The following is a 22,834-nucleotide window of genomic DNA, read 5'->3' as shown; positions in this document are numbered from 1 at the left end:
TCCTTTTTTATATTTCTTGATTGCTTTATGCAAGTGCTGCCAGCACATGCTGTACACGGGTCTTGGTCTCTTCCAGGCCAATGAAGTGTATGATATCAAATACACCCGGTCCGAATTTACCACCCACCAGCATAATGCGTAATGGCATCATCAGTTCACCTTTTTTCAGCCCTTCCTCAGCAGCCAGCGCGCCGAATGCAGCCTCCATAGCAGCTGGCTCATCCAGTTGCGCCAGGCCATCCATCCATTTGGTGAAGAAAGCAGATTTTTCAGCAGTCCATTTAGGTTTAACCGCATCCAGGTCATGAGTAACCGGTGCCGCGAATAAGAAAGAAGCCTGCTCTGCAAAATCGCTCAGCAGATGACAACGTTCTTTAACCATAGCCACAGCCTGCTCCAGTTTCTGATCGTCTGCAACAGTAACGCCTTTTGCCTCAAAGTAAGGCTTGCTCAGTTGTGCCAGACGTGCATTGTCTGCACGCTGAATATGTTGCTGGTTGTACCATTTGGCTTTTTCATAGTCAAATTTAGCACCACCTTTATGTACCCTTTCCAGAGAGAATAAATCGCATAATTCTTCCAGGCTGAAGATTTCCTGTTCTGTACCGGCATTCCAGCCCAGCATCGCCAGGATGTTGATAAATGCTTCCGGTAAGAAACCTTTTTCTTTAAAGCCCTCAACGATATCACCTGTCTTAGGGTCTTTCCATTCCATGGCAAATACCGGGAAGCCCAGGCGCTCGCCGTCACGCTTGCTCAGTTTACCATTGCCATCCGGTTTCAGGATCAGTGGTAAGTGAGCCCAGTGCGGCATCTCATTTTCCCAGCCCAGGTATTTCCACAGCAGGATATGAATAGGAGCACTTGGCAGCCATTCTTCTCCGCGGAAGGCATGTGTAATTTTCATCAGGTAATCATCCACTACCACAGCCAGGTGATAAGTAGGCATACCATCGCTTTTCAGCAATACCTTATCATCTACCAGTTGCGTTTCATTGCTGATGCTGCCACGGATCAGATCGGTAAATTGTACCGTTTCGTTTTCCGGCATTTTAATGCGGATTACATATGGTGTACCTGCATCAATCAGCTCCTGTACTTCCGCAGGAGACAGGTTCAGCGAATTGCGCATCTGTCCGCGGGTACGGTGATCATATTGAGGAGAAGGGTTCTCAGGAGTTTTATATTGTTCGCGCATCTGCTCCAGTTCTTCCGGAGTATCAAATGCATAGTATGCATTACACTGTGCAATCAGTTGCTCGGCATACTGACGGTACATTGGTTTGCGCTCGCTCTGGCGGTAAGGCGCATAAGCACCCGGATTCAGCGGGCTCTCATCAGGATTCAAACCAGCCCAGTTCAGGCAATCGAAGATGTATTGTTCCGCACCCTCAACAAAACGGGTCTGGTCGGTATCTTCGACACGCAGCACAAAAGTGCCTTTATGTTTTTTAGCAAAAAGATAGTTGAATAAAACAGTGCGTACGCCACCTAAATGCAAGCCACCGGTCGGACTTGGGGCGAAACGAACCCTAACATGATTTTCCATGCCGCGAAGTTATTACAAATTGTTTGAGTTTAGAGAAGACAAATTTTAAATATGGAATAATCCAAATGTGTTTGATCGTATATTTGGTGCTCCGCAAAATGATGAGATTATGCCCTATGTAATGGTCGATATAGAAAGTGATGGCCCTATTCCCGGAGATTACTCCATGATCTGTTTTGGAGCCGTATTGGTAGAAGAACCTTTAGACAAGACCTTTTACGGGCAGTTAAAGCCCATATCAGCACAGTTTATTCCAGAAGCGCTGGCAGTGTCCGGGTTCAGCAGAGCCGAGACGGAAACCTTTGCCGATCCGGCGGAGGTGATGAATGCATTTGCACAGTGGCTCAGCAAAAATGTAAAGGGGCAACCGATTTTTATCAGTGACAATAACGGTTTTGACTGGATGTTTATCTGCTGGTATTTCCACCATTTTACCGGTAAAAATCCCTTTGGCTTCAGTTCTCAAAACCTGGGCAGCCTTTATAAAGGGATGCAGAAAGATATGTTTCAGAATTTTAAACACCTTCGGCGCACCAGGCATACCCATAATCCGGTAGATGATGCCCGGGGCAATGCAGAAGCCCTGCTCACGATGAAACAGGAAATGGATTTAAAGATTCGTTTATAAAAATATACAGGCCGGTGTCATCACCGGCCTGTATATTCAGTTGTTTTTTATGTCTTTGTTATCTGTACTGATACTTTCGTCATGCCAACCACAGGGAGGTATCTCCTATTGTTTGGTACTGAATATAGCTTTTATAATTTAGAGATCTTATACAGCCTGCCCTGATCAGTTACCGCATATACATTACCCATATTATCCTGGGCCAGGTCGCGGAAACGCTGACCTTCACTTTGCAGCAGGCGCTCTTCACCTGCAATCTTATTATTCAGGATTCTCAGGCGCACAATATGTGTACCGCTTAGAGCCCCGATCAGCAGGTTATTCTGCCATTCCGGGATCTGGCTAGATGTGTAGAAGATCATACCACTGGGCGATACCACAGGATCCCAGTAATAGCGTGGTTGCTCCATGCCATTCTGCTGTGTGATGCCGCTACCGATAGTGGCACCGCTATACTCTTTTCCATAAGTGATAACCGGCCATCCGTAGTTTTTACCGGCCTCCACAATATTCACTTCATCACCACCCAAAGGGCCAAATTCTGCGGCCCATAAAACATTATTAACCCTGTCCATGGCCAGTCCCTGCACATTGCGGTGACCGTAGGAATAAATTGCTTTCATAGCACCACTGGTATTCAGGAAAGGATTACCTGTAGCCGGAGTACCGTCTGTTTTGATCCGGAGGATCTTACCCAGGTGGCTATTCAGCTCCTGAGCTTGCGGACGGGTTACCAGGTCAGAACGCTCACCGGTACCCAGCAACAGATTGCCCTGGTTGTCGAAAAGCATACGGCCTCCAAAGTGTAAGCTACCATTATAAGATGGAGTAGCCTGGAAGATGACAGATGCATTCTCAATACTGTTCCAGTCCGTAGCCAGCTTACCTTTAGCAATGGCCGTCAGGTTACCACCACTTACCGGTTGGGAAAATGACCAGTATATCATCCTGTTCTGGCTGAAGTTCGGATCTAATGCCACATCCAGCAGACCGCCCTGTCCGGCATTGGCTACAGCAGGACTCACCGGTATCGTGTTTTCAATAGTACCGGTAGCACTGACAATAGCTAGTGTGCCCGCTTTCTGCGTAATGAGGAAACGACCGTCCGGCAATACTTCTATGCCCCAGGGATTGCTGAGTGAGGATGTGAGCACCTCAACCTTAAGTGGTGTGAATGTTTTGATCCCGTAAATGCGGGTCTGGCCCTCAAATGCCGAAGGGTAATTCGTATTCGGAGGAGCGGTTTCAACAGGCGCAAAACGGCTTACCGTGTCATTACCCGGTTGCTCAGTACCGCCTCCATTTCCTTTTTTGCATTGTGTACTCCCTATAGCAATGGCAGAAAGGAGTACAATAGATCTTAAGTTCATAGCATATTTTTTAGAGGTAAATGGGTAAGTTGTTTCAAATATAGTATATAATGATAATTTGTAAATGATTGGTTAAGCTAATGTTTTCCTAAACCAGGCAAAGCTTAACAGGTATTGCCGGAGCCAGACAGATATTAATGCTTATGTCTGATTGGCATTTTCACAATATATTTGTGCTATGACAAATCATGAAATTGCCGACCATTTTGAGCTGCTGGCCAAGCTCATGGATATCCATAACGAAGATAGCTTCAAAGCAAAATCATATGCCTCAGCGGCATTTCGCGTAGAGAAATTACCGGAGCAGCTTTCCGGTTTGTCTACCGATGCCCTTAAGGCCTTACCGGCTATAGGAGCATCACTGGCGGCCAAGATTCATGAACTGGATACTACAGGTAAGCTGGGTATCCTGGAAGATTATGTACAGAAGACTCCTCCCGGAGTAATAGATATGTTATCTATAAAAGGAATCGGACCTAAAAAGATCAGCCTTTTATGGAAAGAGCTGGGCCTTGAAAGCATTGGCGAGCTGGAGTATGCCTGCCAGGAAAACAGGCTCACGACTATTAAAGGGTTTGGTGCCAAAACGCAGCAGGCCATACTGGACAGCATTGCGTTTATGCGTTCCAATTCCGGTTTCTGTCTGTATGCCGCAGCGGATGCTGTACTGGCTCAGATCACAGACCGTTTACAGCAATCATATCCCGATGCACTGATCAGTCCGGCAGGCGCATTTCGCCGCCAGATGCCGACACTGTCGCAACTGGATATGGTGACTACGCTCAACCGTGAACAGATCCTGACGGCATTTGTAGGAATGGAGTACGAGCTTGCTGAAGCACAGGATACAGAAAGCCTGGTAATCGTACTTGCCGGATTGCCACCTATTACTTTTGTACTGGTACCGGATGCAACTGCATTTTATAAACAATTGTTTGCCGGAAGTGGGGAGCCGGAATTCCTGGAGGCTTTTGCCGCACAGTATCAGCTGCGGGAAAACATCAATAGCGAGCAGGATATTTTTACCGCTAATAAACTGGCCTATGTACATCCTGCCATGAGAAATAACGCAGCTGTTCTAACACAGGCTGCAGCAAATAATCTGCCGGAGTTGATCATGCCTTCCGATATTACAGGGATCATACACAGTCACTCTACCTATAGCGATGGGCAGCATTCTCTGAAGCAGATGGCCGAGGCCGCAAAAGCAAAAGGTTATGAATACCTGGTGATCAGTGATCACTCTCAGGCTGCATTTTATGCGAATGGGCTGACACCTGAGCGCATCCGCTTACAGCATGAAGAGATCGATAAACTGAACGTACAGCTGGCACCATTTAAAATTTTCAAAAGTATAGAAGCCGACATCCTCAATGACGGACAACTGGATTATACAGATGAGGTACTGAGCACCTTTGACCTGGTCATCGGATCGGTACACAGCAATCTGAAGATGACGGAAGAGAAGGCCATGCATCGTCTGCTGACAGCTATTCAAAACCCTGCAACGCGTATTCTGGGTCACCCGACAGGCCGCCTGTTGCTGTCTCGCAACGGATATCCTGTCGATCATAAAACCCTGATCGATGCCTGTGCGGAGCATAAGGTAGTGCTGGAGATCAACGCACATCCGCGTCGCCTGGATCTTGACTGGACCTGGATCGAATATGCACTTTCAAAAGGAGTACTATTATCCATCAACCCTGATGCACATAGCATTGACGGTATGGACCTGGTAAAGTATGGGGTAATGGCCGCGCAGAAAGGAGGCCTGACTGCAGCGCAGAACCTCAGCTCTTTTTCTCTGGCAGAAATGGAACAGTTTATTGCAACGTACAAACAATAAGCGCTCCGCACCATAAAGATCGCTCAAGATGGCCTTATATAATCCGGCGGTAATAAAATCACCGACACATTGATTTTTAGCGCTACCTTTTGCATCAAAACAAAAGGTATAAAGTAGGCTACATCAATCATAATGCTAGTCTTTGTTTCCTTTAAGCGGACATTCAGTTACATTTATATAAAAAAATATCCGGCTGGGCACAGTCGGATATTTTTTTATGTCAACCGTGTTTACATAATCTTTACCCTGGCATAATCTTTCGGTAACCTTTCAGTAATCTTTCTGTAACACTGTCAGTGGAACTTTGTCAGCAAAATTTGACAATTGATTATGAAACGGAAATTTACACTTTTAGGTTGCGCGGCGCTGTTAGGATTGGGGATGATGGAGGCTAATGCACAACAGTTAACAACGGTATTATTCCCTGCACAGAGCAGCTGGAAATACCTGGACAATGGTACCGATCAGGGTACAGCATGGACGGCAGCGAGCTTTGCCGATGCTGCCTGGGCTTCTGGTAACGCAGAACTGGGTTATGGTGATGGTGATGAAGCTACAATAGTAAGCTTTGGTCCGAATTCCGCAACCAAATACACAACTACCTATTTCAGAGCACAATTCAACCTGGCTGCTTTACCTACAGCTAACCAGGATGTAGTGATCAAATTAAGAAGAGATGATGGTGCCGTAGTATTCCTGAATGGTCAGGAGATCATCCGTGATAATATGCCGGCTACTTCTACTTATACAACATTTGCAAGCAGCAACACCGCTACAGAAAACGATTTCCGTATTCACGTAATTCCGGCCTCAGCATTACAGGTGGGTACCAATACATTCGCTGTAGAAGTACACCAGTGTGATCTGAGCAGTTCTGATCTTTCTTTCGCCCTGCAACTGGAACTGGTAGAACCAGTACCACCGGTTGTTTGCGATCAGAATCTGGACTCTTTGCACATCTCTCGTTTCGTGTCTGTAATGCCAAGCACACAGCCTGATTCTCTGAGAATTCCTGCTACACATACCTTCCAGATGTTATTACAGGAAGGCGATGCATACACCAATGCTGCTGATGGTGTAACCAAAGGTCTGTTTGACTTTACCGGTTATGTGCCGATCAATAACAGCAGCAGAAAAGGTTACCTGTCTATCAACCACGAGTTGGGTTCATGGCCTACTGCAGGTGTATCTATGCTGAACATTAACTTCAACGATACTACAGATACCTGGGTTATTACCAATAATGCTCCGGTAGACTTCGGTGGTATCGGCGGTACAGGCCGTAACTGTTCCGGTACGGTAACACCTTGGAACACCATCATTACTTCAGAAGAAACATTACCGACTGCTGATGTGAATAACGATGGTTACCAGGATATCGGCTGGATGGTTGAGATCGACCCGGCTACACACACAATCAAAGATTATGATAACGACGGTACACCGGATAAGATCTGGGGTATGGGTCGCATGAGCCACGAAAACTGTGTGGTAGCACCTGATAAGAAAACAGTGTACGAAGGTGCTGATGAAAGCTCTTACGGTTATATCTGGAAATATGTAGCACACACTGCAGGCGATATGAGCTCAGGTGATCTGTTCGTATTAAAACTGGACGGACCTATCGGTTCTGCTACAACTGGTGACTGGATTGGTATCCCTAACTACACTCCGGAAGATTGTAATAATGTAAGAACCTATGCATCTGCTGTAGGCGCTACAAACTTCAACAGTGTTGAGGATGTAGAGATCAGTCCGCTGGATCATAAAATCTATTTCACTTCAAAAGCAACCAGCCGTGTATACCGCTTTGCAGATAACGGCAGCACCGTAAGTCATACGGAAGTATTTGTAGGTAACAGTGCAACGATCTATAACATCGAAACTGCTGATGGCATTGTACAAGAGCAATGGGATGGTGGTGTAGATAACCTGACATTCGATAACGAAGGTAACCTGTATGTAATCCAGGATGGTGGCCGTAACCACATCTGGATGGTACCACCATGTCACACACAAACTAATCCTGCGGTAAAACTGTTTGCGGTAACACCAGCAGGTTGTGAGCCTACCGGTATGACTTTATCTCCGGATAACCGTTATATGTTCGTATCAATGCAGCACCCTGATGCTACCAATGCAACAGAGATGCGTGATGCAACCGGTGCCCTGGTTAAATTCAATAAAGAATCTGCAATCGTTATTGCCCGTAAAGAATTCCTGGGACCAGATGCGATCCAGGAAGAAGATACGACTACATCTGTAAAAGTTATAGATCATGCAAGCCTGACCTCACTGTATCCTAATCCGACTACACAGAAAGTAACGGTGGTAATGAACAGCAAGATCACTGCAGCAGCAACCATCGAACTGTACAATGTAACCGGTGCGGTAGTACTGAAGCAGGATCGTAAGATCACTTCCGGTAAAAATGAATTTGAAATTGATATGCAGCAATTACCTGCAGGTGTATACACCACAGCAATCCATATCAATGGTCAGACCTTACATACCAAAATTATCAAGCAATAATAACCTCAACGAATACCATAATGAAGCTCAAATATTATTTGAGTGCAACAATAGCCTTTCTTCTGGGAGGCTATTGTTTGCATGCACAGCAACCTGCATTTGACTGCACAAAATCTACTTTCCGTTCGGTAAACGAAGCACTGAAATATAAAGATTGTGCGACCATACTCTCTCTGCGTATTGTGAAGGATGAAGTCCTGAACCCGGAGATCGGGCAACTGGTACACCTGGAAACGGTGGACCTGCAAAAGAACAGCTATCGCTTTCTGCCGGAGTCTGTTGGCGCACTGCTGCGGTTGAAAAGTATGATCATCAGTAATAATCATCTGAAGAAATTACCGGAAGCCGTAGGCAACTGGAAGCAGATCGAATTTCTGCAACTCGATAATAACGGCCTTTCAGATCTGCCTTTAAGTATTACAGCCTGGAAGCAATTAAAAACACTGGACCTGTCCTGGAATAATTTCAGCAGCCTGCAGAAAGAGATCACTAGCCTGAAAAGTATACGCCTGCTGGAAGTCAGCCATAACGGATTACTGAACCTTCCGGAGCAGATCGGTAAGCTCAGTACATTAGAAGAGCTGGACCTGACCTTTAATAAACTGAAGGCCCTGCCTAAATCGTTTACCCGGCTCGATAAATTAAAGAGCCTGGATCTGGGCGATAACCAGCTGGAAGTATTGCCGGAAAACATTCATCAGATGAAGGCATTAAAGTCTATCAATGTCAACAACAATCAACTGCGTACACTGCCTGCTTCCGTGGCCAAACTGAAATCACTGGAGTCGCTGTACCTGAGTAACAATCAGCTGCAATCCTTACCGGAAAGCCTTTTTGGGATGCAACACCTGCGCAATATTATCCTGGTCGGTAACCCGATCAGTAAAGAAACCATCGATCGATTAAAGAAAGCACTGCCCCATACGAATATCGTTTTTTAAGTACAGAATGAACATGAATAAACACTGGATAAAACTAAAAACCCTTTTTGCCATTGCTGCGGTGATCATCACAGCGGCACTACTGAGTGCAGAAAAACAAAATGATCCGGTTGCACAGGTGAGTGCCTATTTCCGTACACAGGTAGACAGCCTGCAAGGGCAGGTAAGGCTGCTGAGAGAAATGCTTATGACCAGGGCACCGCAGGCGCAGGTACAGGAAGCCTTTCTGCAGTCTCGCCTGACCTATAAAAGAATAGAATCACTGGTGGAATACCACTTCCCCGAAACCGCTTTAAAGATCAATGGGCCGAACCTGTTAGAGGCAGAAGTCTCCGAACCGGAACAACCTATTTATCCAACCGGATTCCAGGTGCTGGAAGAGGTTGTATTCGCCTCAGATAATTGGGAGCCCAAAGCTGCAATTAAAGAAGTCGATGGCCTGATCTTCGCCGTTAACCGTTTGAAGGCTCAGCAGGCCAATATGTCGCTTACACGCTCATCGGTACTGGATGCCATCAAGCTGAACCTGTACCGGCTCATCACCCGGGGTATCAGTGGTTTTGATGTGCCGGTCGCATTGAATAGTATTCCTGAAGCCAGGTCTACCATGCGTGCTACGGTGCAATTGCTGAATATGTTCCCCGAGGCTGATCAGATGCATCAGTCCGCACAGAAAACACTGCAATACCTGGAGCAGTATACAGGAGATTTTAATGAATTTGACCGCGCTGTTTTTGTATCCAAGTATGTAAATCCGCTTTGTGCCAGCATGTACCAGTACCAGGTCGATCATGCGATCCCCTTTGTGCAGACACATAACAGGGCTATTGCCGCCAATGCACCGCATTTGTTCAGCGAAGCAGCTTATGATCTGAGTTTTTATACCCCGACAGGTGCACCGAGACCGACCGCTGCAATCATTGATCTGGGCAGACAATTGTTTAATGACAACAGGCTTTCTGCAACCGGCAAGCGCAGCTGTGCCACCTGTCATATGGCAGACAAGGCCTTCACTGATGGCCTGGCATTGAATGAAACCATTGCCGGAGACCGTAAGTTATTGCGCAATACACCTACCTTGCTGAATGCGGCTTATCAGCCCGTACAATTCCTGGACAGCCGTGTTACTTTTCTCGAAGACCAGGTGCATGATGTGATTGCCAATCCTGCAGAGATGGGAGGAGCCTTTGAGCATATTGTTGCGGCGTATACAAAAGATAAGGTCTTCCGTAAATCCTATCAGCAGGCATATGGAAGCAATACCGTAACCGCTGCCAATATCAAATATGCACTGGCCGCTTATGTGCGCTCGCTGACGGCGATGAATAGTCCTTTCGATCGTTACATGAGAGGCGATGACCAGGCGATGACGGCGCAGGAGATCAGTGGTTTCAATATATTTATGGGCAAGGCCAAATGTGGTACCTGCCATTTTATGCCGGCCTTCAACGGATCGGTACCTCCTTATTTTGAAAAGATGGAGAGTGAAATATTAGGCGTGCCGCAAACATCCGATACCCTGAATGCTAAGCTGGACCTGGATTCGGGCAAATATCATTTATATAAAATCCCGCATCAGTTGCATTCGTTCAAAACCACCAGTGTACGCAATGCCGCAGTTACGGCACCATACATGCATAATGGAGTGTTTGCCACTTTAAGAGAAGTGATCGATTTTTATAATCGTGGGGGAGGTGCCGGTTTAGGATTTGAGCTGGATAATCAGACCCTGCCTCCTGACCCGCTGGGATTAAGTGAGCGAGAGAAGAAAGACCTGGAAGCCTTTATCGGTGCATTGACCGACACGACTTCTTACAAGCAGAAAACTATCCGTTTATAAAAGATGTTGCGCCGCCCGTAGGGCGGCGCAACATCTTTTATAAACCAGCACTAATGCTAAGCGCTGATCTGTTCTATGAATTTTTCAATAGTAATATTATCCGTAGCTGCTTTATAATTCAGTACGATACGATGTCTCAGTACCGCAGCAGCAACTACTTTCACATCTTCGATATCAGGAGAGAATTTGCCATGTAATACTGCATGGCATTTAGCCGCCAGCACCAGGTTCTGCGAAGCGCGCGGACCGGCACCCCAGGCCAGGTATTTGGTAGCTGCCTCATTGCCATTCATGCCCGGGCGTGTACTCTGTGCCAGCTTTACGGCATAAGATAATACATTGTCGGGTACGGGTACCTTGCGGATCAGGCTCTGGAAGTAGATAATCTCTTCGCCCGACAGCACCTTCTCTATGGCGGCAACGGCATTTCCGGTAGTCTGCTTCACGATCTGCAACTCCTCTTCAAAGCTCGGATAGTCCACTTTGATCAGGAACATAAAACGGTCGAGCTGTGCCTCCGGAAGCGGATAAGTACCTTCCTGCTCGATGGGGTTTTGGGTAGCCAGTACAAAGAATGGCTGGGGTAATGGATACTCCACACCCGCAACAGTAACCGTGCGCTCCTGCATGGCTTCCAGTAAGGCAGCCTGCGTCTTGGGTGGTGTACGGTTGATCTCATCTGCCAGGATGATATTGGCAAAAACAGGTCCTTTGATAAATTTAAAATGGCGGTTTTCATCCAGGATCTCGGAACCGGTAATATCGCCGGGCATCAGATCAGGAGTGAATTGTATGCGTTTAAAGCTCAGGTCCATGGCATCTGCAAGTGTCTTTACCAGCAAGGTCTTTGCCAGTCCCGGAACACCCACTAACAGACTATGTCCGTTACACAGTATAGCCATAACCAATTGCTCTACTACATCCGATTGTCCCACGACAATTTTGCCGATAGCCGATTTCAGGGTTGCATATTTTTCCTGCAAATACTGAACCGCTGCTACATCTGAAGAAAATGCCTGTGTCATATATCCAAAATAAAAGGAATAAAAGCGAAAAACAAAAATTATTTATTACCGTAAATCAGGATTTGCGGCGCTGCAAAGGAGCCTTATTGGTAAACAGCAGCAGTACAAATCCGATAACAAAGAAGCTGATCAGGGCCAGGATGGCATTGCGCATATTGCCGGTGATCTGTTCTATAAACGCAAAACTAAACATGCCTAGTACAATCGACAGTTTCTCCATCACATCATAGAAACTGAAATAAGAAGTATTATCCATCGTGTCTTTCGGGATCAGTTTGGCGTAGGTTGAACGGCTGAGCGATTGTATGCCGCCCATTACGATACCCACCAGAGTAGCAATGCCGTAAAACTCGTAATTAGTGCGGGTATAGTAGGCCAGACAGCAGATCACTACCCAGATAAATACATTCAGCATCAGCACCTTAAAGTTGCCGATCTTAGCCGATAATCTGGCCATCAGCATAGCACCGAGAATCGCTACCAGTTGTATCAGCAGAATCGCCGGAATCAGGTCCTGTGCCCCCATATTCACCCATTCACCATCCACCAGTTTTTTAACTTCTTTACTGCCAAATACCGCAGCTGCCAGCATTACCGTCTGTACGCCCATGCTGTAAAAAAAGAAGGCCGCAAGATATACTTTTAGTTTAGGCATGGTCTGCACCTGTTTCGAAACTTTTCTCAAAGCGCTGAAACTGCCGCGTACCACGCTTTTAGCTTTGGTACTATTGATTACCGGAACGGCAGGTTTGGGCAATACGGTGAATGGTATGATAGACCAGCCGATCCACCAAAGACCTACCAGGAAGAAAGAGATACGTGGACCCCAATCCTCGGTCTGGCCAAACCAGTCTTTGTATTTGAAAACAAATACCAGGCAGATCAGTTGCAGTAATACACAGCCAATATAACCATAGGCAAAGCCCTTGGCACTCAGCTGATCCTGCTCCTCTTTGATCGCAATTTCGGGGAGATAGGCATTGTAAAATACCAGGCTGCCGCAATAGCCGATCGCGGCTACCACAGAGAGGAGTATACCTAGCTCTATCCTTTGTCCGGTAAAAAAATATAGTGCCATGCAGGCAATTGATCCGGTGAGGGTGAAGAACTGCATGTAGCGCTTCTTATTGCCCCTGGAGTCGGCCATGGAAGAAAGAATAGGAGAGAGTATGGCAATCACCAGGTAGGCAAATGCCAGTGCATAGTTCAGCAGCGAACTGTTCACCACTTCCAGTCCGAAGAAGGAAACCTTATCTGCTGTAGCCTCATTGCGGGTAATGCTGATATAATAAATAGGAAAAATAGTGGAGGTGATCACCAGGTTGTATGCCGAGTTGGCCCAGTCATACATGGCCCAGGCACGATGCACTTTTTTCTTATTGGGTAAAGACTGTTCAATCATCGGACTAAAATACAAAGTCCCTATGGACAAACCATAGGGACTGATTAAAAATATTTGAAATTTAAATTACAGGTCGATGTTTACACCAAGGCGTACCGTACGGATGGGCAGGTAACTATACATTGGTGTACCTATAGCTTCATTAGGGTTAAAGCCTTTACGGGCGCTGATGAAGAATAGGTTCTCCCCGCTGGCATATACACTCATATTGTCAAAGCCCGATTTCTTATACAGTTTGAATGGCAGCCGATAGTTCAGGGTTACATATTTCAGGCTTGCCCAGGAAGCATTGGTAGTAAAGCGGGAGCTATACTTGTCATAGTTATAGTTTATGTCTATGGCAGGTATGGTGGATGTCCTGTTGTCAGGATTCCATGCATTTAAGGCATCCTTATGATAGTTGCCATATCCTCCCATTAATGAAGAATAGTATGCATCATATGCTTTACCGCCAAGTGAGTAAGAAATGGCAAACTGCAGACTGAGATGTCTGTATGTAATGTAATTGTACACCGATCCGAATACAACAGGTAATGCACTTCCCTGTGATTGAAAATCTTTTCTCTCAAGGCTATAAAAATCGTTAGTGGCTACTTTCCCTCCATTCATATATTTATAATACAATGCTGCTCCTGTTTGAGGATTAATACCTGCATATTCCGGTGCATACCATTCATTAACATTCGCTCGCTTAGTGATTAAACCCCTGTAGGTATATATTGTATCATTTCCGGGAACAGCAGTTACTTTAGTGTTCCAGTGCGTAGCATGGAGACCTAAGTTCCAGCTTATAGCAGATCCGGGATTCGTAAGTCTTGTATTGATATTAACTTCTAATCCCCTGGTTCTGGTATCTAATCCCTGAATAAGATAGCTACCTCCTACTGTTGGAGGAAAATACTGCATCAGATATATGTTGCGGCCACTTTTCTGAAACCAGTTAAGATTTGCCTCAACACGATTTCCGGATATTTTAACTCCAAGGTCGATTTGTTTTTGTATAGGATTCATACCGTTTGATTGAACACTGTAGTAGGGCTCCGTTGTTATGGGGTTGAATAGATTGTATTGAATTACAGAACTACTGTAACCCGCAGAGAATTCCGTGTTCAACGTAGACACTTTTTGTTTCCAGTTGGCTAAAGTTGCCCAGCTCCAGGCATTGTCTTGAATATACGGATTGGCAGTTACTTTCAGTTGCTTTTGAAGCTTTGCCTGCACTTTCAATTTATTATTGAAGTCATAAGCAACGTCTCCCAGGACCGATTGATAGCTATCCTGCAATAGTTCCGATATTATATAACGGCCTACAATTTCATTTCGCCTGTCCAGTGATGCCTTCATACTGAAATATTGAGCCTTTACAGATAGCTGATGTTTATGCCATTGAGTATGGTAGCTGATTTTGGGTTGAAAAATGAAATTATCAGTTAATACACAGGTATCATCGGGAATACTGGTATATTGTTTAGCACGCTTCATATAACTTGCCTGTACCGAGGCGGTCAAGCCTGGTACTACTTCATACTTAATGTTAGGTATAACGTATAGGTTTTTATACCTCTGGTAAGTAGTTCTGTTTTTTAATGCAGGTATGACATATATATTTTGAGGATAGGCAGAATATTGGTTCTGACCTGTTGTTGGATCTGTTAAGATATTACCATCTGCATCCCTTTCATATACAGGGTGGACCGGAGCCGTATTGAATAGTGCAAGTAATGGATTATAGTATGATGTCGTACCTGCAAGATATAATGTCTGATCTTTACTATAGCTGTACAATCCTGACAGGCAGATTTCTAAACCTTTTACTGGTCTGTAATGTGCCTGCAGATTGGCTCCCATACGTTCGAATGAAGATTTGATCATGTATCCATCATCTTTGGCATAATTGCCGGAAATAAATACATCTGCTTTTTTCCATGTCTTTCTTGCGCCGACATTGTATTGTCGTAATAAACCTGGTCTGGTGAGTGCATCTTTCCAACTGTCCTTATACTTTAATTGTGCATTAGGGTTCAGTTTTCCAGTTGTGGGATCAATCAATTCGGCATCCGGGACATTATACAAGTTGTGTCCATAAAGTGCTGGGATCAGATTTTCAGAAGCTGCTTGTTCTGGAGTTGGACCTCCAACGATAGTTCTTCTTAACATTTGCCAATAAGTTTCATAATACTGGCCCGGATCGGTAATGATATCATATTGAGGTATAGCACGACTGCTGAACCCCATATTGGCATTCAGGTTCACATACCATTTTGAGGGTCGAGTAGCAGACTTTGCAGTGCGGATATGAATGATGCCATTTGTAGCCAGGCTTAATGGTGCACTAAAATTAGCCGGTATTTTTTCAACACTGATGCTTTCAATATTATAGGTATTGATCGCGGAATAGTCGCCGTAGAAAGGCATTCCGTCTATCATAATCAGGGGTTTGCTGTTGCCATAAGGATTGGCGCTTCCCCGTATAATCATTTCAATATCACTTCCGGGAGCGCCGGAACTGAATGTCTGCACTCCTGTCTGTGCTATACTCAATGCATTGGAGAAGTTGGTAGATTGTGCCCAAATGTTTGGCTGTTTGTATACAACAATTTTCTTTGTGGCTTCTACAGTGGTGTTCGATTGATGCAGCGTTACACTGTCCTGCTGGGCTGTAGCAGTTGCGGGTAATAAGAATAATCCGAGTAAAAATTTATTCATGTAGGATAAACTATATTTTCGGACGCAAGATAATAAAAAAGCGCAGGGTGATATACCCTGCGCTTTTTTATATCAATGAAGTATTGATTAGAAATCTTGTTTCGCAACTTTATCTTTGATCGCTTGTAATGCTTTCGCCTCACCCAGGATCGCGCTCATTTTATTGCCTTTTCCATCATCACCTTTAGCGATATAACCGCCTCTAGCTGTTTTAGAAACTACGGCATTGTGCATTGGTACGTTTTTCTCTTTTGTTTTCAAGCAATAAGCTGTAATGAATTTTGAAGTATCCATGTCGGTTTATTTTTTGGTATAATTAATTGTTATTCGAAGCAAATGTAACCTATTTTCATATAAAACAATACAAATCGGTATAAATCCGGTAGCCTTAACAAAAGTTTTCTGTTATCCCCAGAAATACCCCAGAATTAATGCGGTGCCAACCAGCAGCGGAGGGGGTACTTTGGTATACCGTAGGGTAAGATAAGTGCCGATCAGCACCAGTATACTCAGGAGGTCTACATTCTGTACCCAGTCAAAAGATAATAAATTATGCTTTGTGATATGTAATATGTCCATCGAGAACAGGATGCCCGATGCCCATACAATACCGACAATCATCGCATTAATCCCTTCCAGCGCACGATAGATGATCACATGCTGTTTCAGGTTATGATAAATAGGGTAGAAAAACAGGAGTAATAAAGTACTGGGCAGAAATACGGCTGTGATGGCTACCAGGCCACCTAGTATCTGCCAGCCGCTGCCAAACTGGTTCATGGACATGCCGCCTACATAGGCGCAAACGGCAAATACTGGTCCGGGTATAGCCTGTACCATACCGAAGCCGGTAATCAGTTCAGAGGAGCTCAGGAAAGGTTCTCTGCCAATAGCCAGGGGTCTGGTTACAAATTGGAAAAACATCATGGGCAATAATGCCTGTCCGCCGCCATACACCAGAGTTCCGAAGCGGTAAAAATTTTCAGAGAGGTTAAAGATGCGCTTATAAGGCCAGTCTCCCCAGCGTGCCAGCTCACTGAGCAGACCTACCAGGATAAATACGGCTATATACAGGCGTATATTGATCCATTTCAGTTTCTTTCTTGGTTCTTTCTTTTCCGGAATACGCTTATTGCTGAGGTTGGTAATAAAACCCGATAGGACGAACATAACCGGGATGATCCAGGGATTATGAAACATCAGGGTTAGGGCTCCGCATGTAATCATGATGATCCAGGTGGCCGGGTTGCTGACCGATTTTTCCATCATTTTCAGTGCAGCATACACTACAAAGCCGATCGTCATGGGATGTATATAATGAAATATCGTGGTTTTGATCGCCTGGATATTCATATAGGTAATCAGGAAAGAAAAGGCACCCATCAGGATGGCTGCCGGCAATACCCATATCAGTAAGGTCAGAATGGCCAGTGTAGGGCCACCGCGCTTATACCCGATCAGCATAATGGTTTGCGTAGATGAAGGGCCGGGCAGCATCTGACTAAAGGCATTCAGCTCCAGTAACTCCTCTTCAGTAATATCTTTACGGCGTTCTACAAAGATGCGAAGCATCATGCCCAGGTGACCCTGAGGGCCGCCAAATGCTGTAAGCGTATACAGCAGTACAGCTTTCAGAAACTCGATATGTCGATACAACCGGGTCAATAGAGGAGATTGGAAAGCAAAATATAAAAAAAGCGAAACTTTGGGTAAAGTTTCGCGGAGTATTTTGGATTAATTGCGGTTAAAGACCACTGATACAGATTCCGAAGGACATCGGACGGATATCTTCCGGTCCTGCACCGGTATTAAACAGCGGTGTTACCGTGTATTGTGCAAATACGCTGAAGTTACCATAACCAATACGTACAGTAGGGGTCAGTCTCCAGGTTTGCATATAACGTTTGGTATTTGTTTTATAGGTTACAAATTTACCTTCAATAGATTCTTTTTCTTTAAAATGGGCACCGCCGATACCGTTAAAGCCAACTTTTGCACCAATGGCAAATTTAAAACCAGTATTACGGTTGTTTTTATTGGCAAAATAGCGCAGTTCCAGAGGAGCTTCCAGATAAGTGGTATTCAGCTTCTGGCCTTTGAAGATAGTTTTATCAGTCTCTGTAAATACGGGACTGCCGGTACGTCCGTTCAGTACCATACGCTGGTTTTTGAAATAAATATTGTTAGAGGTAATGCCGACACCCGCACCGAAGCTGAAATTAGATTTCTTGATCGGGAAATCATAACACAGGTACACACTCACGCCTCTGCCCAGTCCGCCTGTTTTTACAGAATCCGGAGCACCGGCCCAGCGATCGTGAGATAACTGGATCATGATATGGTCCTGAGATGGTTTACGTATATTTTTCTTTTCTGTTGGAGTTTCAGTTGTATTGTCCTGGGCGAAAACAGACATGCTGCCCATTAAACCCAATAAGATAGTGCCGAAGATTTTCTTCATCGCTTTTTTTATATGTTTATTTTTATAAAAGGGTACAAAGATAGGAGATTTAAATCGCTATTTTTGTCGTTCTGTGGTTTAATTTTTATCCTGCTTTATGTTACAATTACAATATCAACGTCATAATTTCCCTTTTCAGTATCCCTTCCGCATTTCAAAAGGAATAAAAACCCAGCAGGAGAGCCTCAGCATCAGCCTGGGTATCGCAGCTCTTCGGGGTTATGGAGAGGCTACCGCTATCAGCTATCATAATGTAACAGTAGAGGACATGATTGCCCTGCTGGAGGCAAAGCGGAGAATGATTGAGCAATACAACCTGAATAGCCCCGACCGTTTCTGGCATTTCCTGCATCACCTCATTCCCGGTGAGCACTTCCTGACCTCAGCCCTGGATATCGCCGGCTGGGACCTGTTCGGGCATATGAAGCGCCAGCCTGTATACCAGCTGATGGGCCTGGAGTGGAAAGACATTCCCCTGACCGATTATACCATTGCAATAGCCAGTCCCGAAGAAGCGATAAGTCGTGTGCAGGCGCATCCCTGGCCTATATATAAAGTAAAGCTGGGTAGCCGTGAGGATATGGACGTAATCAAAGCAATCCGTAGCGTGACGGATGCAAAGATCAGGGTAGATGCCAATGAGGGCTGGACCCTGGAAGAAGCCAGAATCCTGTTGCCGGAGCTGGAGCAGGCCGGTATAGAACTGATTGAGCAGCCTCTGGAGAAAGGCAATGTAGAAGATATGCGTATCCTGAAAACGCTGACAAGCATTCCAATTATTGCAGACGAAGCCTGTCAGGGCATTAAAGACCTGGAGCAGATTGCCGGATTGTATGATGGGATCAATGTAAAACTATCGAAGTGCTCAGGCCTTACACCAGGTGCAGACATCATTCGCGCTGCAAAAGCCAAAGGACTGAAAGTAATGTTGGGCAGTATGAATGAAGGAGTGATCGGTGCTACCGCCTTAAGCCATTTATTGCCCCTTGCTGATTATGCCGATATCGACGGGCCACTATTATCTGAGGATACAACGGGTATGCAGGGCATCCGCTACGAGAATGGCCACATCCTGCAGCCTCAGGGCACAGGACTGGGACTGAAGAAGGTCAATTAAGCAATACAGCTATGGAAAATATATATGATCCGGCTTATGTAAAGACCTTATTCAATAAGATGTCAGGTTCTTATGAGCGGATGAATTACATTACCTCGTTCGGGTTTTCCATACGATGGAGAAGGCAGCATTTGCGACAATTAGGCACCTCTTCGAAAGAACTGAAAGTGCTGGATCTTTTGTCCGGATTAGGAGAAAACTGGTCTATATTGAAACAGCAATTTCCGAATGCACAGTTTTATTCCCTTGATTTCTCTGATGAAATGGTACGGAATGCTATGCCGAAAGCCCAAAGGATATTTAAGGACAAATTGAACATTGTCTGTGAAGATGTGCTGGAGAATAGCTATGCTGAAAATACATTTGATATTATTTCCTGTGCATATGGCCTGAAAACATTTACAGATGAGCAGTTAGATCAGTTGGCAAAGCAATTGAAACGTATATTGAAGGTAAATGGAAAATTTAGCTTTATAGAAGTATCAAAGCCTGCCCATAAGCCCCTGCTGTTTTTCTACAGGCTATATCTGGCCCGGATTATACCAGTATTAGGAAAATTATTTCTTGGAAATCCCAGCGATTATAAAATGCTATGGGTCTATACTGCAAAGTTTGAAAACAGCGAAAAAGTAAAACAGATTTTTGAACGAAATGGGTTGTCTGTGCAGTTTCAGCAATACTTTTTCGGTTGTGCTACTGGGGTCAATGGTACAAAATTGTAAGGTACTACTTATTAACTTTCACCCTTTTCAGGTCTATTATATTCAGCGGGTTCTCTTCGAATCCGCTGATGTTATTTTGGGTAAAATGCAACATCTCGTCGTAGAACAGCGGTACCACAGGTGCTTTACTGCTGATCAGGCTATCCATCTGTGCATACATATGAAAGCGGGTAGCATCATCCTCGGCCTGCAGGCTGCGTTCATATAAGTGATCAAATACAGGATCATTAAAACGCGTATAGTTCGGCGGTGCGGGGAATTTACTATAGAAAAATGCCAGGTATGTTTCCGCATCGGGATAATCGGCAATCCACTGTGCTTTGAAGAATGGTGCCTGTGAGCGGCTCATCTCCTGACGCAGCAATCCGGGTTGCATCACCTGCACCCTTGCCGGTATACCAATATCGTTTAATTGTGTAGCCACAAAGTTGCAGACATCCACATTCGCTTCGGGACATTGTAATATAATAGGGGCAAGACCTTTACCATTCGGGTAGCCCGCCTCTGCCAGTAATTGCAGGGCTTTGGCCGGATTATATTCATAAGGGGTAGCCAGGCGCTTTTCCGTACCCGGCATGCCTTTAGGGATAAAACCGGTAGTGGCCGGTATGCCTACACCGTTACGGAAGTAGGTCACGATTTTATTACGGTCTATGGCATAATTAATCGCCAGGCGCACCTTAGGATGCAGCAGGGGAGTACCTTTCAGTTTTGCATTTTCCTTATCGACCAGTATACCCAGGTATTCGGTATTCAGATATACCAGTTTCTTCAATCGTATCTTATCCTGGAAGTCCGGTTTCAGGGTACCTTTCTTCGTCAGTACAAGGTCTTTGAAAGAACCGTCTAATCCATTTACAAAATCCAGTTTCTTCTGCAGAAATAACAGGAACTCTGTTGCCTTGGTATCATTAAAACTTACCTGTACCGCATCCAGGTAGGGAAGTTTTTGGCCGCTGCTGTCCTGTTCCCAGTAGCCGGGATGCTTATGCAGTACTAGTGTATTACCCTCATCCCAGTATTGAAAACGGAAGGGTCCTGTGCCACAGGGATGATTACGGAAATCCTTGCCCCATTTACGCACTACTTCATGCGGTACCACAGAGCAGTAAGGCATACTGAGTATCTCCGGAAGCGGGCGGAAGGGTTGGTTAAGGTGAATGAGGAAAGTACTGTCATTGATCGCCTCGAATGGCTGCTTGCTGCGTACGCGGTCATTAAAGATCCAGGCACCGGAAGAGGCCGTCAGCGGATCGATGAGCCGGTCGAAGCTATATTGTATGTCATAAGCCGTCATGCGGCGGCCTTTGCCACCGGGAAAGGCTTCGTTGTCATGGAAATACACATCTCTGCGGATATGAAAAGTATACTGCAGCCCATCTTCGGATAGCTCCCAGGATTGCGCCAGGGAAGGAGTAACCTTAAGCTCCTTGTCCACTTCGGTGAGGGTATTGAATATAAAGTGCACGCCCCACATAATGCTTAGGTTTTTAGCAAATGCAGGGTCCAGCGTTTCCAGTCCGCCGGCCTGGTTATACCGGAAGACCATCTTACGCTCCTTAGCCTTCTGTGTGCAGGAGCTCAGAAAGACAAGGCATAATAGACAAACGATTGAGTTGCGCAGCACGGATGATTTATTTGAAGGGCAAAATACGGTTTATTTTTCCAGATTTACGGTTTGCGGTCTGCCGCCGGTTGGTCTGAAGTTGCCCTGCACCATGCCATTGCTGATCACCACACTGAATTTACCCCAGCTGCCTTCTGCATCGAAATGGTTACTGCGGAAGCTGCCCTGTACCGGTATGGCTTTACCGGTATGTACATTATATAACACTCCACTCAGGGTTTTATCCATCACCGGGTCTAACTGTAATAGAACGGCATCACTTCCGATCTTGCCGGAATACAGGTTCGGCAGGCTATTGGTCACCATCTTTTTCATTTTTACATCAGGGTTTAGCCCGAATACGCCGAAGCCATAATTGCTCAGCAGATTTTGTACCGGTTGCACCGGTATGTCCAGGACCGCACGGTATGGCGTATTTGCCGGGAAGCATGATGCGGACTGGATAGAAATAATACCTTGTTTTAATGTAAATATACCCAGGTTATTTTTCAGGCATTTATTCACCTCCTCCTTACTTTCTGCAGGGACATATTGTGCAACAGCATCGGCATGCTGGCGTAAAATCATTCTTTTCAGTTCTCCTAATCCGGTGGAAGAGAAGAGATCGGTGATGCCGATGACCTGCCCGGTAGCCGCATTAAAAGCAATACTTTTGGTTGTCACAGGCAGCGTACTGTCGATCGGCGTGCAGCGCACAGACAGACAGCGATTATTATTCTGCAGAATAACATAATCATAAGCACAGGTTATACTGTCCTTGTGTGGTTCTGCCAGGCTGCCCACTGTGGCCAGTTGCAGGTATTCATTAATGCGTTTGCTTACCTTCTTCGCTTTCTTATTAGAAAATACCGGTACGCTGCCATCTTTCAGATTAAGGGTACTTACTTTGAAATAATTATCTTGTGCTGTAAGCAGGAAGGTCGATAAGCAGGCTAGTATACTCAGGAATAATGTTCTCATGCTTGTTGAATATATGTTAAAAAACAAATGATAAATGGGCTTGATTTATGCCAGAAATTGCACCAAATGCGGATTTCGGCCCTTAAAAGTATAAAAATGTCATAACAT

The 22,834-nt window shown here is 45.2% G+C and carries 17 protein-coding genes; 7 read left to right on the top strand and 10 right to left on the bottom strand.

What is annotated here, in order from left to right:
• Positions 1-25: 25 nt before the first annotated feature.
• Entirely contained in the window at positions 26-1,549 is a 1,524-nt protein-coding gene (gene gltX, locus FTD44_RS05435; protein WP_222165523.1) for a glutamate--tRNA ligase, read from the bottom strand.
• Between the two features lie 67 nt (positions 1,550-1,616).
• On the opposite strand from gltX, the gene FTD44_RS05430 reads away from it, so the two are divergent.
• Complete coding sequence (locus FTD44_RS05430; protein ID WP_317196830.1) at positions 1,617-2,177, top strand: 3'-5' exoribonuclease; 561 nt, start codon at positions 1,617-1,619, stop codon at positions 2,175-2,177.
• Positions 2,178-2,308: 131 nt separating this feature from the next.
• Here FTD44_RS05430 and FTD44_RS05425 read toward each other — a convergent pair whose 3' ends face one another.
• Entirely contained in the window at positions 2,309-3,547 is a 1,239-nt protein-coding gene (locus FTD44_RS05425; RefSeq protein ID WP_222165522.1) for a PQQ-dependent sugar dehydrogenase, read from the bottom strand.
• A 178-nt stretch (positions 3,548-3,725) separates the two neighbouring features.
• Between FTD44_RS05425 and FTD44_RS05420 the strand changes: the two genes are divergently transcribed.
• The 4 genes from FTD44_RS05420 (at position 3,726) to FTD44_RS05405 (ending at position 10,706) form a co-directional block, all read left to right on the top strand.
• A complete protein-coding gene (locus FTD44_RS05420; protein WP_222165521.1) occupies positions 3,726-5,393 on the top strand; it encodes a DNA polymerase/3'-5' exonuclease PolX in 1,668 nt (555 codons plus the stop codon).
• 330 nt (positions 5,394-5,723) lie between these two features.
• The gene (locus FTD44_RS05415; protein ID WP_222165520.1) at positions 5,724-7,925 is read left to right on the top strand and encodes an alkaline phosphatase PhoX; all 2,202 of its coding nucleotides are present in this window, start codon (positions 5,724-5,726) and stop codon (positions 7,923-7,925) included.
• A gap of 20 nt (positions 7,926-7,945) precedes the next feature.
• Positions 7,946-8,866 (top strand): leucine-rich repeat domain-containing protein, encoded by a 921-nt coding sequence (locus FTD44_RS05410; RefSeq protein ID WP_222165519.1) that lies wholly within the window; start codon positions 7,946-7,948, stop codon positions 8,864-8,866.
• Between the two features lie 13 nt (positions 8,867-8,879).
• Entirely contained in the window at positions 8,880-10,706 is a 1,827-nt protein-coding gene (locus FTD44_RS05405) for a cytochrome-c peroxidase (protein WP_222165518.1), read from the top strand.
• 56 nt (positions 10,707-10,762) lie between these two features.
• On the opposite strand, the gene FTD44_RS05400 is transcribed toward FTD44_RS05405, so the two are convergent.
• The 6 genes from FTD44_RS05400 to FTD44_RS05375 all read right to left on the bottom strand — a co-directional run bounded on the left by FTD44_RS05400 (position 10,763) and on the right by FTD44_RS05375 (position 18,300).
• Positions 10,763-11,731, bottom strand: coding sequence for an AAA family ATPase (locus FTD44_RS05400; protein WP_222165517.1), 969 nt, complete (start codon positions 11,729-11,731; stop codon positions 10,763-10,765).
• A gap of 55 nt (positions 11,732-11,786) precedes the next feature.
• Positions 11,787-13,133, bottom strand: coding sequence for an MFS transporter (locus FTD44_RS05395; RefSeq protein WP_222165516.1), 1,347 nt, complete (start codon positions 13,131-13,133; stop codon positions 11,787-11,789).
• Positions 13,134-13,199: 66 nt separating this feature from the next.
• Positions 13,200-15,839 (bottom strand): TonB-dependent receptor plug domain-containing protein, encoded by a 2,640-nt coding sequence (locus FTD44_RS05390; RefSeq protein WP_222165515.1) that lies wholly within the window; start codon positions 15,837-15,839, stop codon positions 13,200-13,202.
• 87 nt (positions 15,840-15,926) lie between these two features.
• On the bottom strand, positions 15,927-16,133 hold the full coding sequence (locus tag FTD44_RS05385) for a hypothetical protein (RefSeq protein WP_129020032.1): 207 nt from the start codon (positions 16,131-16,133) through the stop codon (positions 15,927-15,929).
• A 111-nt stretch (positions 16,134-16,244) separates the two neighbouring features.
• Positions 16,245-17,504, bottom strand: a complete 1,260-nt coding sequence (gene chrA / locus FTD44_RS05380; protein WP_246625352.1) for a chromate efflux transporter — start codon at positions 17,502-17,504, stop codon at positions 16,245-16,247.
• Positions 17,505-17,583: 79 nt separating this feature from the next.
• Positions 17,584-18,300: an outer membrane beta-barrel protein gene (locus FTD44_RS05375; protein WP_222165514.1), complete on the bottom strand. Its 717-nt coding sequence runs from the start codon at positions 18,298-18,300 to the stop codon at positions 17,584-17,586.
• A gap of 97 nt (positions 18,301-18,397) precedes the next feature.
• Here FTD44_RS05375 and FTD44_RS05370 point away from each other — a divergent pair, with 97 nt between their 5' ends.
• Both FTD44_RS05370 and FTD44_RS05365 read left to right on the top strand, forming a co-directional pair.
• Complete coding sequence (locus FTD44_RS05370; protein WP_222165513.1) at positions 18,398-19,417, top strand: dipeptide epimerase; 1,020 nt, start codon at positions 18,398-18,400, stop codon at positions 19,415-19,417.
• A gap of 11 nt (positions 19,418-19,428) precedes the next feature.
• Positions 19,429-20,139 carry a class I SAM-dependent methyltransferase gene (locus FTD44_RS05365; RefSeq protein ID WP_222165512.1) on the top strand — a complete coding sequence of 237 codons (711 nt, stop codon included), beginning with the start codon at positions 19,429-19,431 and terminating at the stop codon, positions 20,137-20,139.
• 4 nt (positions 20,140-20,143) lie between these two features.
• Here the strand turns inward: FTD44_RS05365 and FTD44_RS05360 are convergent, their stop codons facing one another.
• Together FTD44_RS05360 and FTD44_RS05355 are read right to left on the bottom strand one after the other, a co-directional pair.
• Entirely contained in the window at positions 20,144-21,766 is a 1,623-nt protein-coding gene (locus FTD44_RS05360) for an ABC transporter substrate-binding protein (RefSeq protein WP_317196829.1), read from the bottom strand.
• Positions 21,767-21,796: 30 nt separating this feature from the next.
• Positions 21,797-22,726, bottom strand: coding sequence for a hypothetical protein (locus FTD44_RS05355; RefSeq protein WP_222165511.1), 930 nt, complete (start codon positions 22,724-22,726; stop codon positions 21,797-21,799).
• Positions 22,727-22,834 lie beyond the last annotated feature (108 nt).

The organism is Edaphocola aurantiacus (assembly GCF_019797745.1).
GTDB lineage: Bacteria > Bacteroidota > Bacteroidia > Chitinophagales > Chitinophagaceae > Edaphocola > Edaphocola aurantiacus.
This window is presented reverse-complemented; position numbering and strand designations above follow the sequence as displayed.

What these genes read in the sequence shown, in the direction of transcription:
- FTD44_RS05420 (WP_222165521.1), top strand. Translation starts at nt 3,726, where the DNA reads ATGACAAATCATGAAATTGCCGACCATTTTGAGCTGCTGGCCAAGCTC.
- FTD44_RS05415 (WP_222165520.1), top strand. Translation starts at nt 5,724, where the DNA reads ATGAAACGGAAATTTACACTTTTAGGTTGCGCGGCGCTGTTAGGATTG.
- FTD44_RS05410 (WP_222165519.1), top strand. Translation starts at nt 7,946, where the DNA reads ATGAAGCTCAAATATTATTTGAGTGCAACAATAGCCTTTCTTCTGGGA.
- FTD44_RS05390 (WP_222165515.1), bottom strand. Translation starts at nt 15,839, where the DNA reads ATGAATAAATTTTTACTCGGATTATTCTTATTACCCGCAACTGCTACA.
- FTD44_RS05370 (WP_222165513.1), top strand. Translation starts at nt 18,398, where the DNA reads ATGTTACAATTACAATATCAACGTCATAATTTCCCTTTTCAGTATCCC.
- FTD44_RS05400 (WP_222165517.1), bottom strand. Translation starts at nt 11,731, where the DNA reads ATGACACAGGCATTTTCTTCAGATGTAGCAGCGGTTCAGTATTTGCAG.
- FTD44_RS05365 (WP_222165512.1), top strand. Translation starts at nt 19,429, where the DNA reads ATGGAAAATATATATGATCCGGCTTATGTAAAGACCTTATTCAATAAG.
- FTD44_RS05425 (WP_222165522.1), bottom strand. Translation starts at nt 3,547, where the DNA reads ATGAACTTAAGATCTATTGTACTCCTTTCTGCCATTGCTATAGGGAGT.
- FTD44_RS05395 (WP_222165516.1), bottom strand. Translation starts at nt 13,133, where the DNA reads ATGATTGAACAGTCTTTACCCAATAAGAAAAAAGTGCATCGTGCCTGG.
- FTD44_RS05375 (WP_222165514.1), bottom strand. Translation starts at nt 18,300, where the DNA reads ATGAAGAAAATCTTCGGCACTATCTTATTGGGTTTAATGGGCAGCATG.
- gltX (WP_222165523.1), bottom strand. Translation starts at nt 1,549, where the DNA reads ATGGAAAATCATGTTAGGGTTCGTTTCGCCCCAAGTCCGACCGGTGGC.
- FTD44_RS05405 (WP_222165518.1), top strand. Translation starts at nt 8,880, where the DNA reads ATGAATAAACACTGGATAAAACTAAAAACCCTTTTTGCCATTGCTGCG.
- FTD44_RS05385 (WP_129020032.1), bottom strand. Translation starts at nt 16,133, where the DNA reads ATGGATACTTCAAAATTCATTACAGCTTATTGCTTGAAAACAAAAGAG.
- FTD44_RS05355 (WP_222165511.1), bottom strand. Translation starts at nt 22,726, where the DNA reads ATGAGAACATTATTCCTGAGTATACTAGCCTGCTTATCGACCTTCCTG.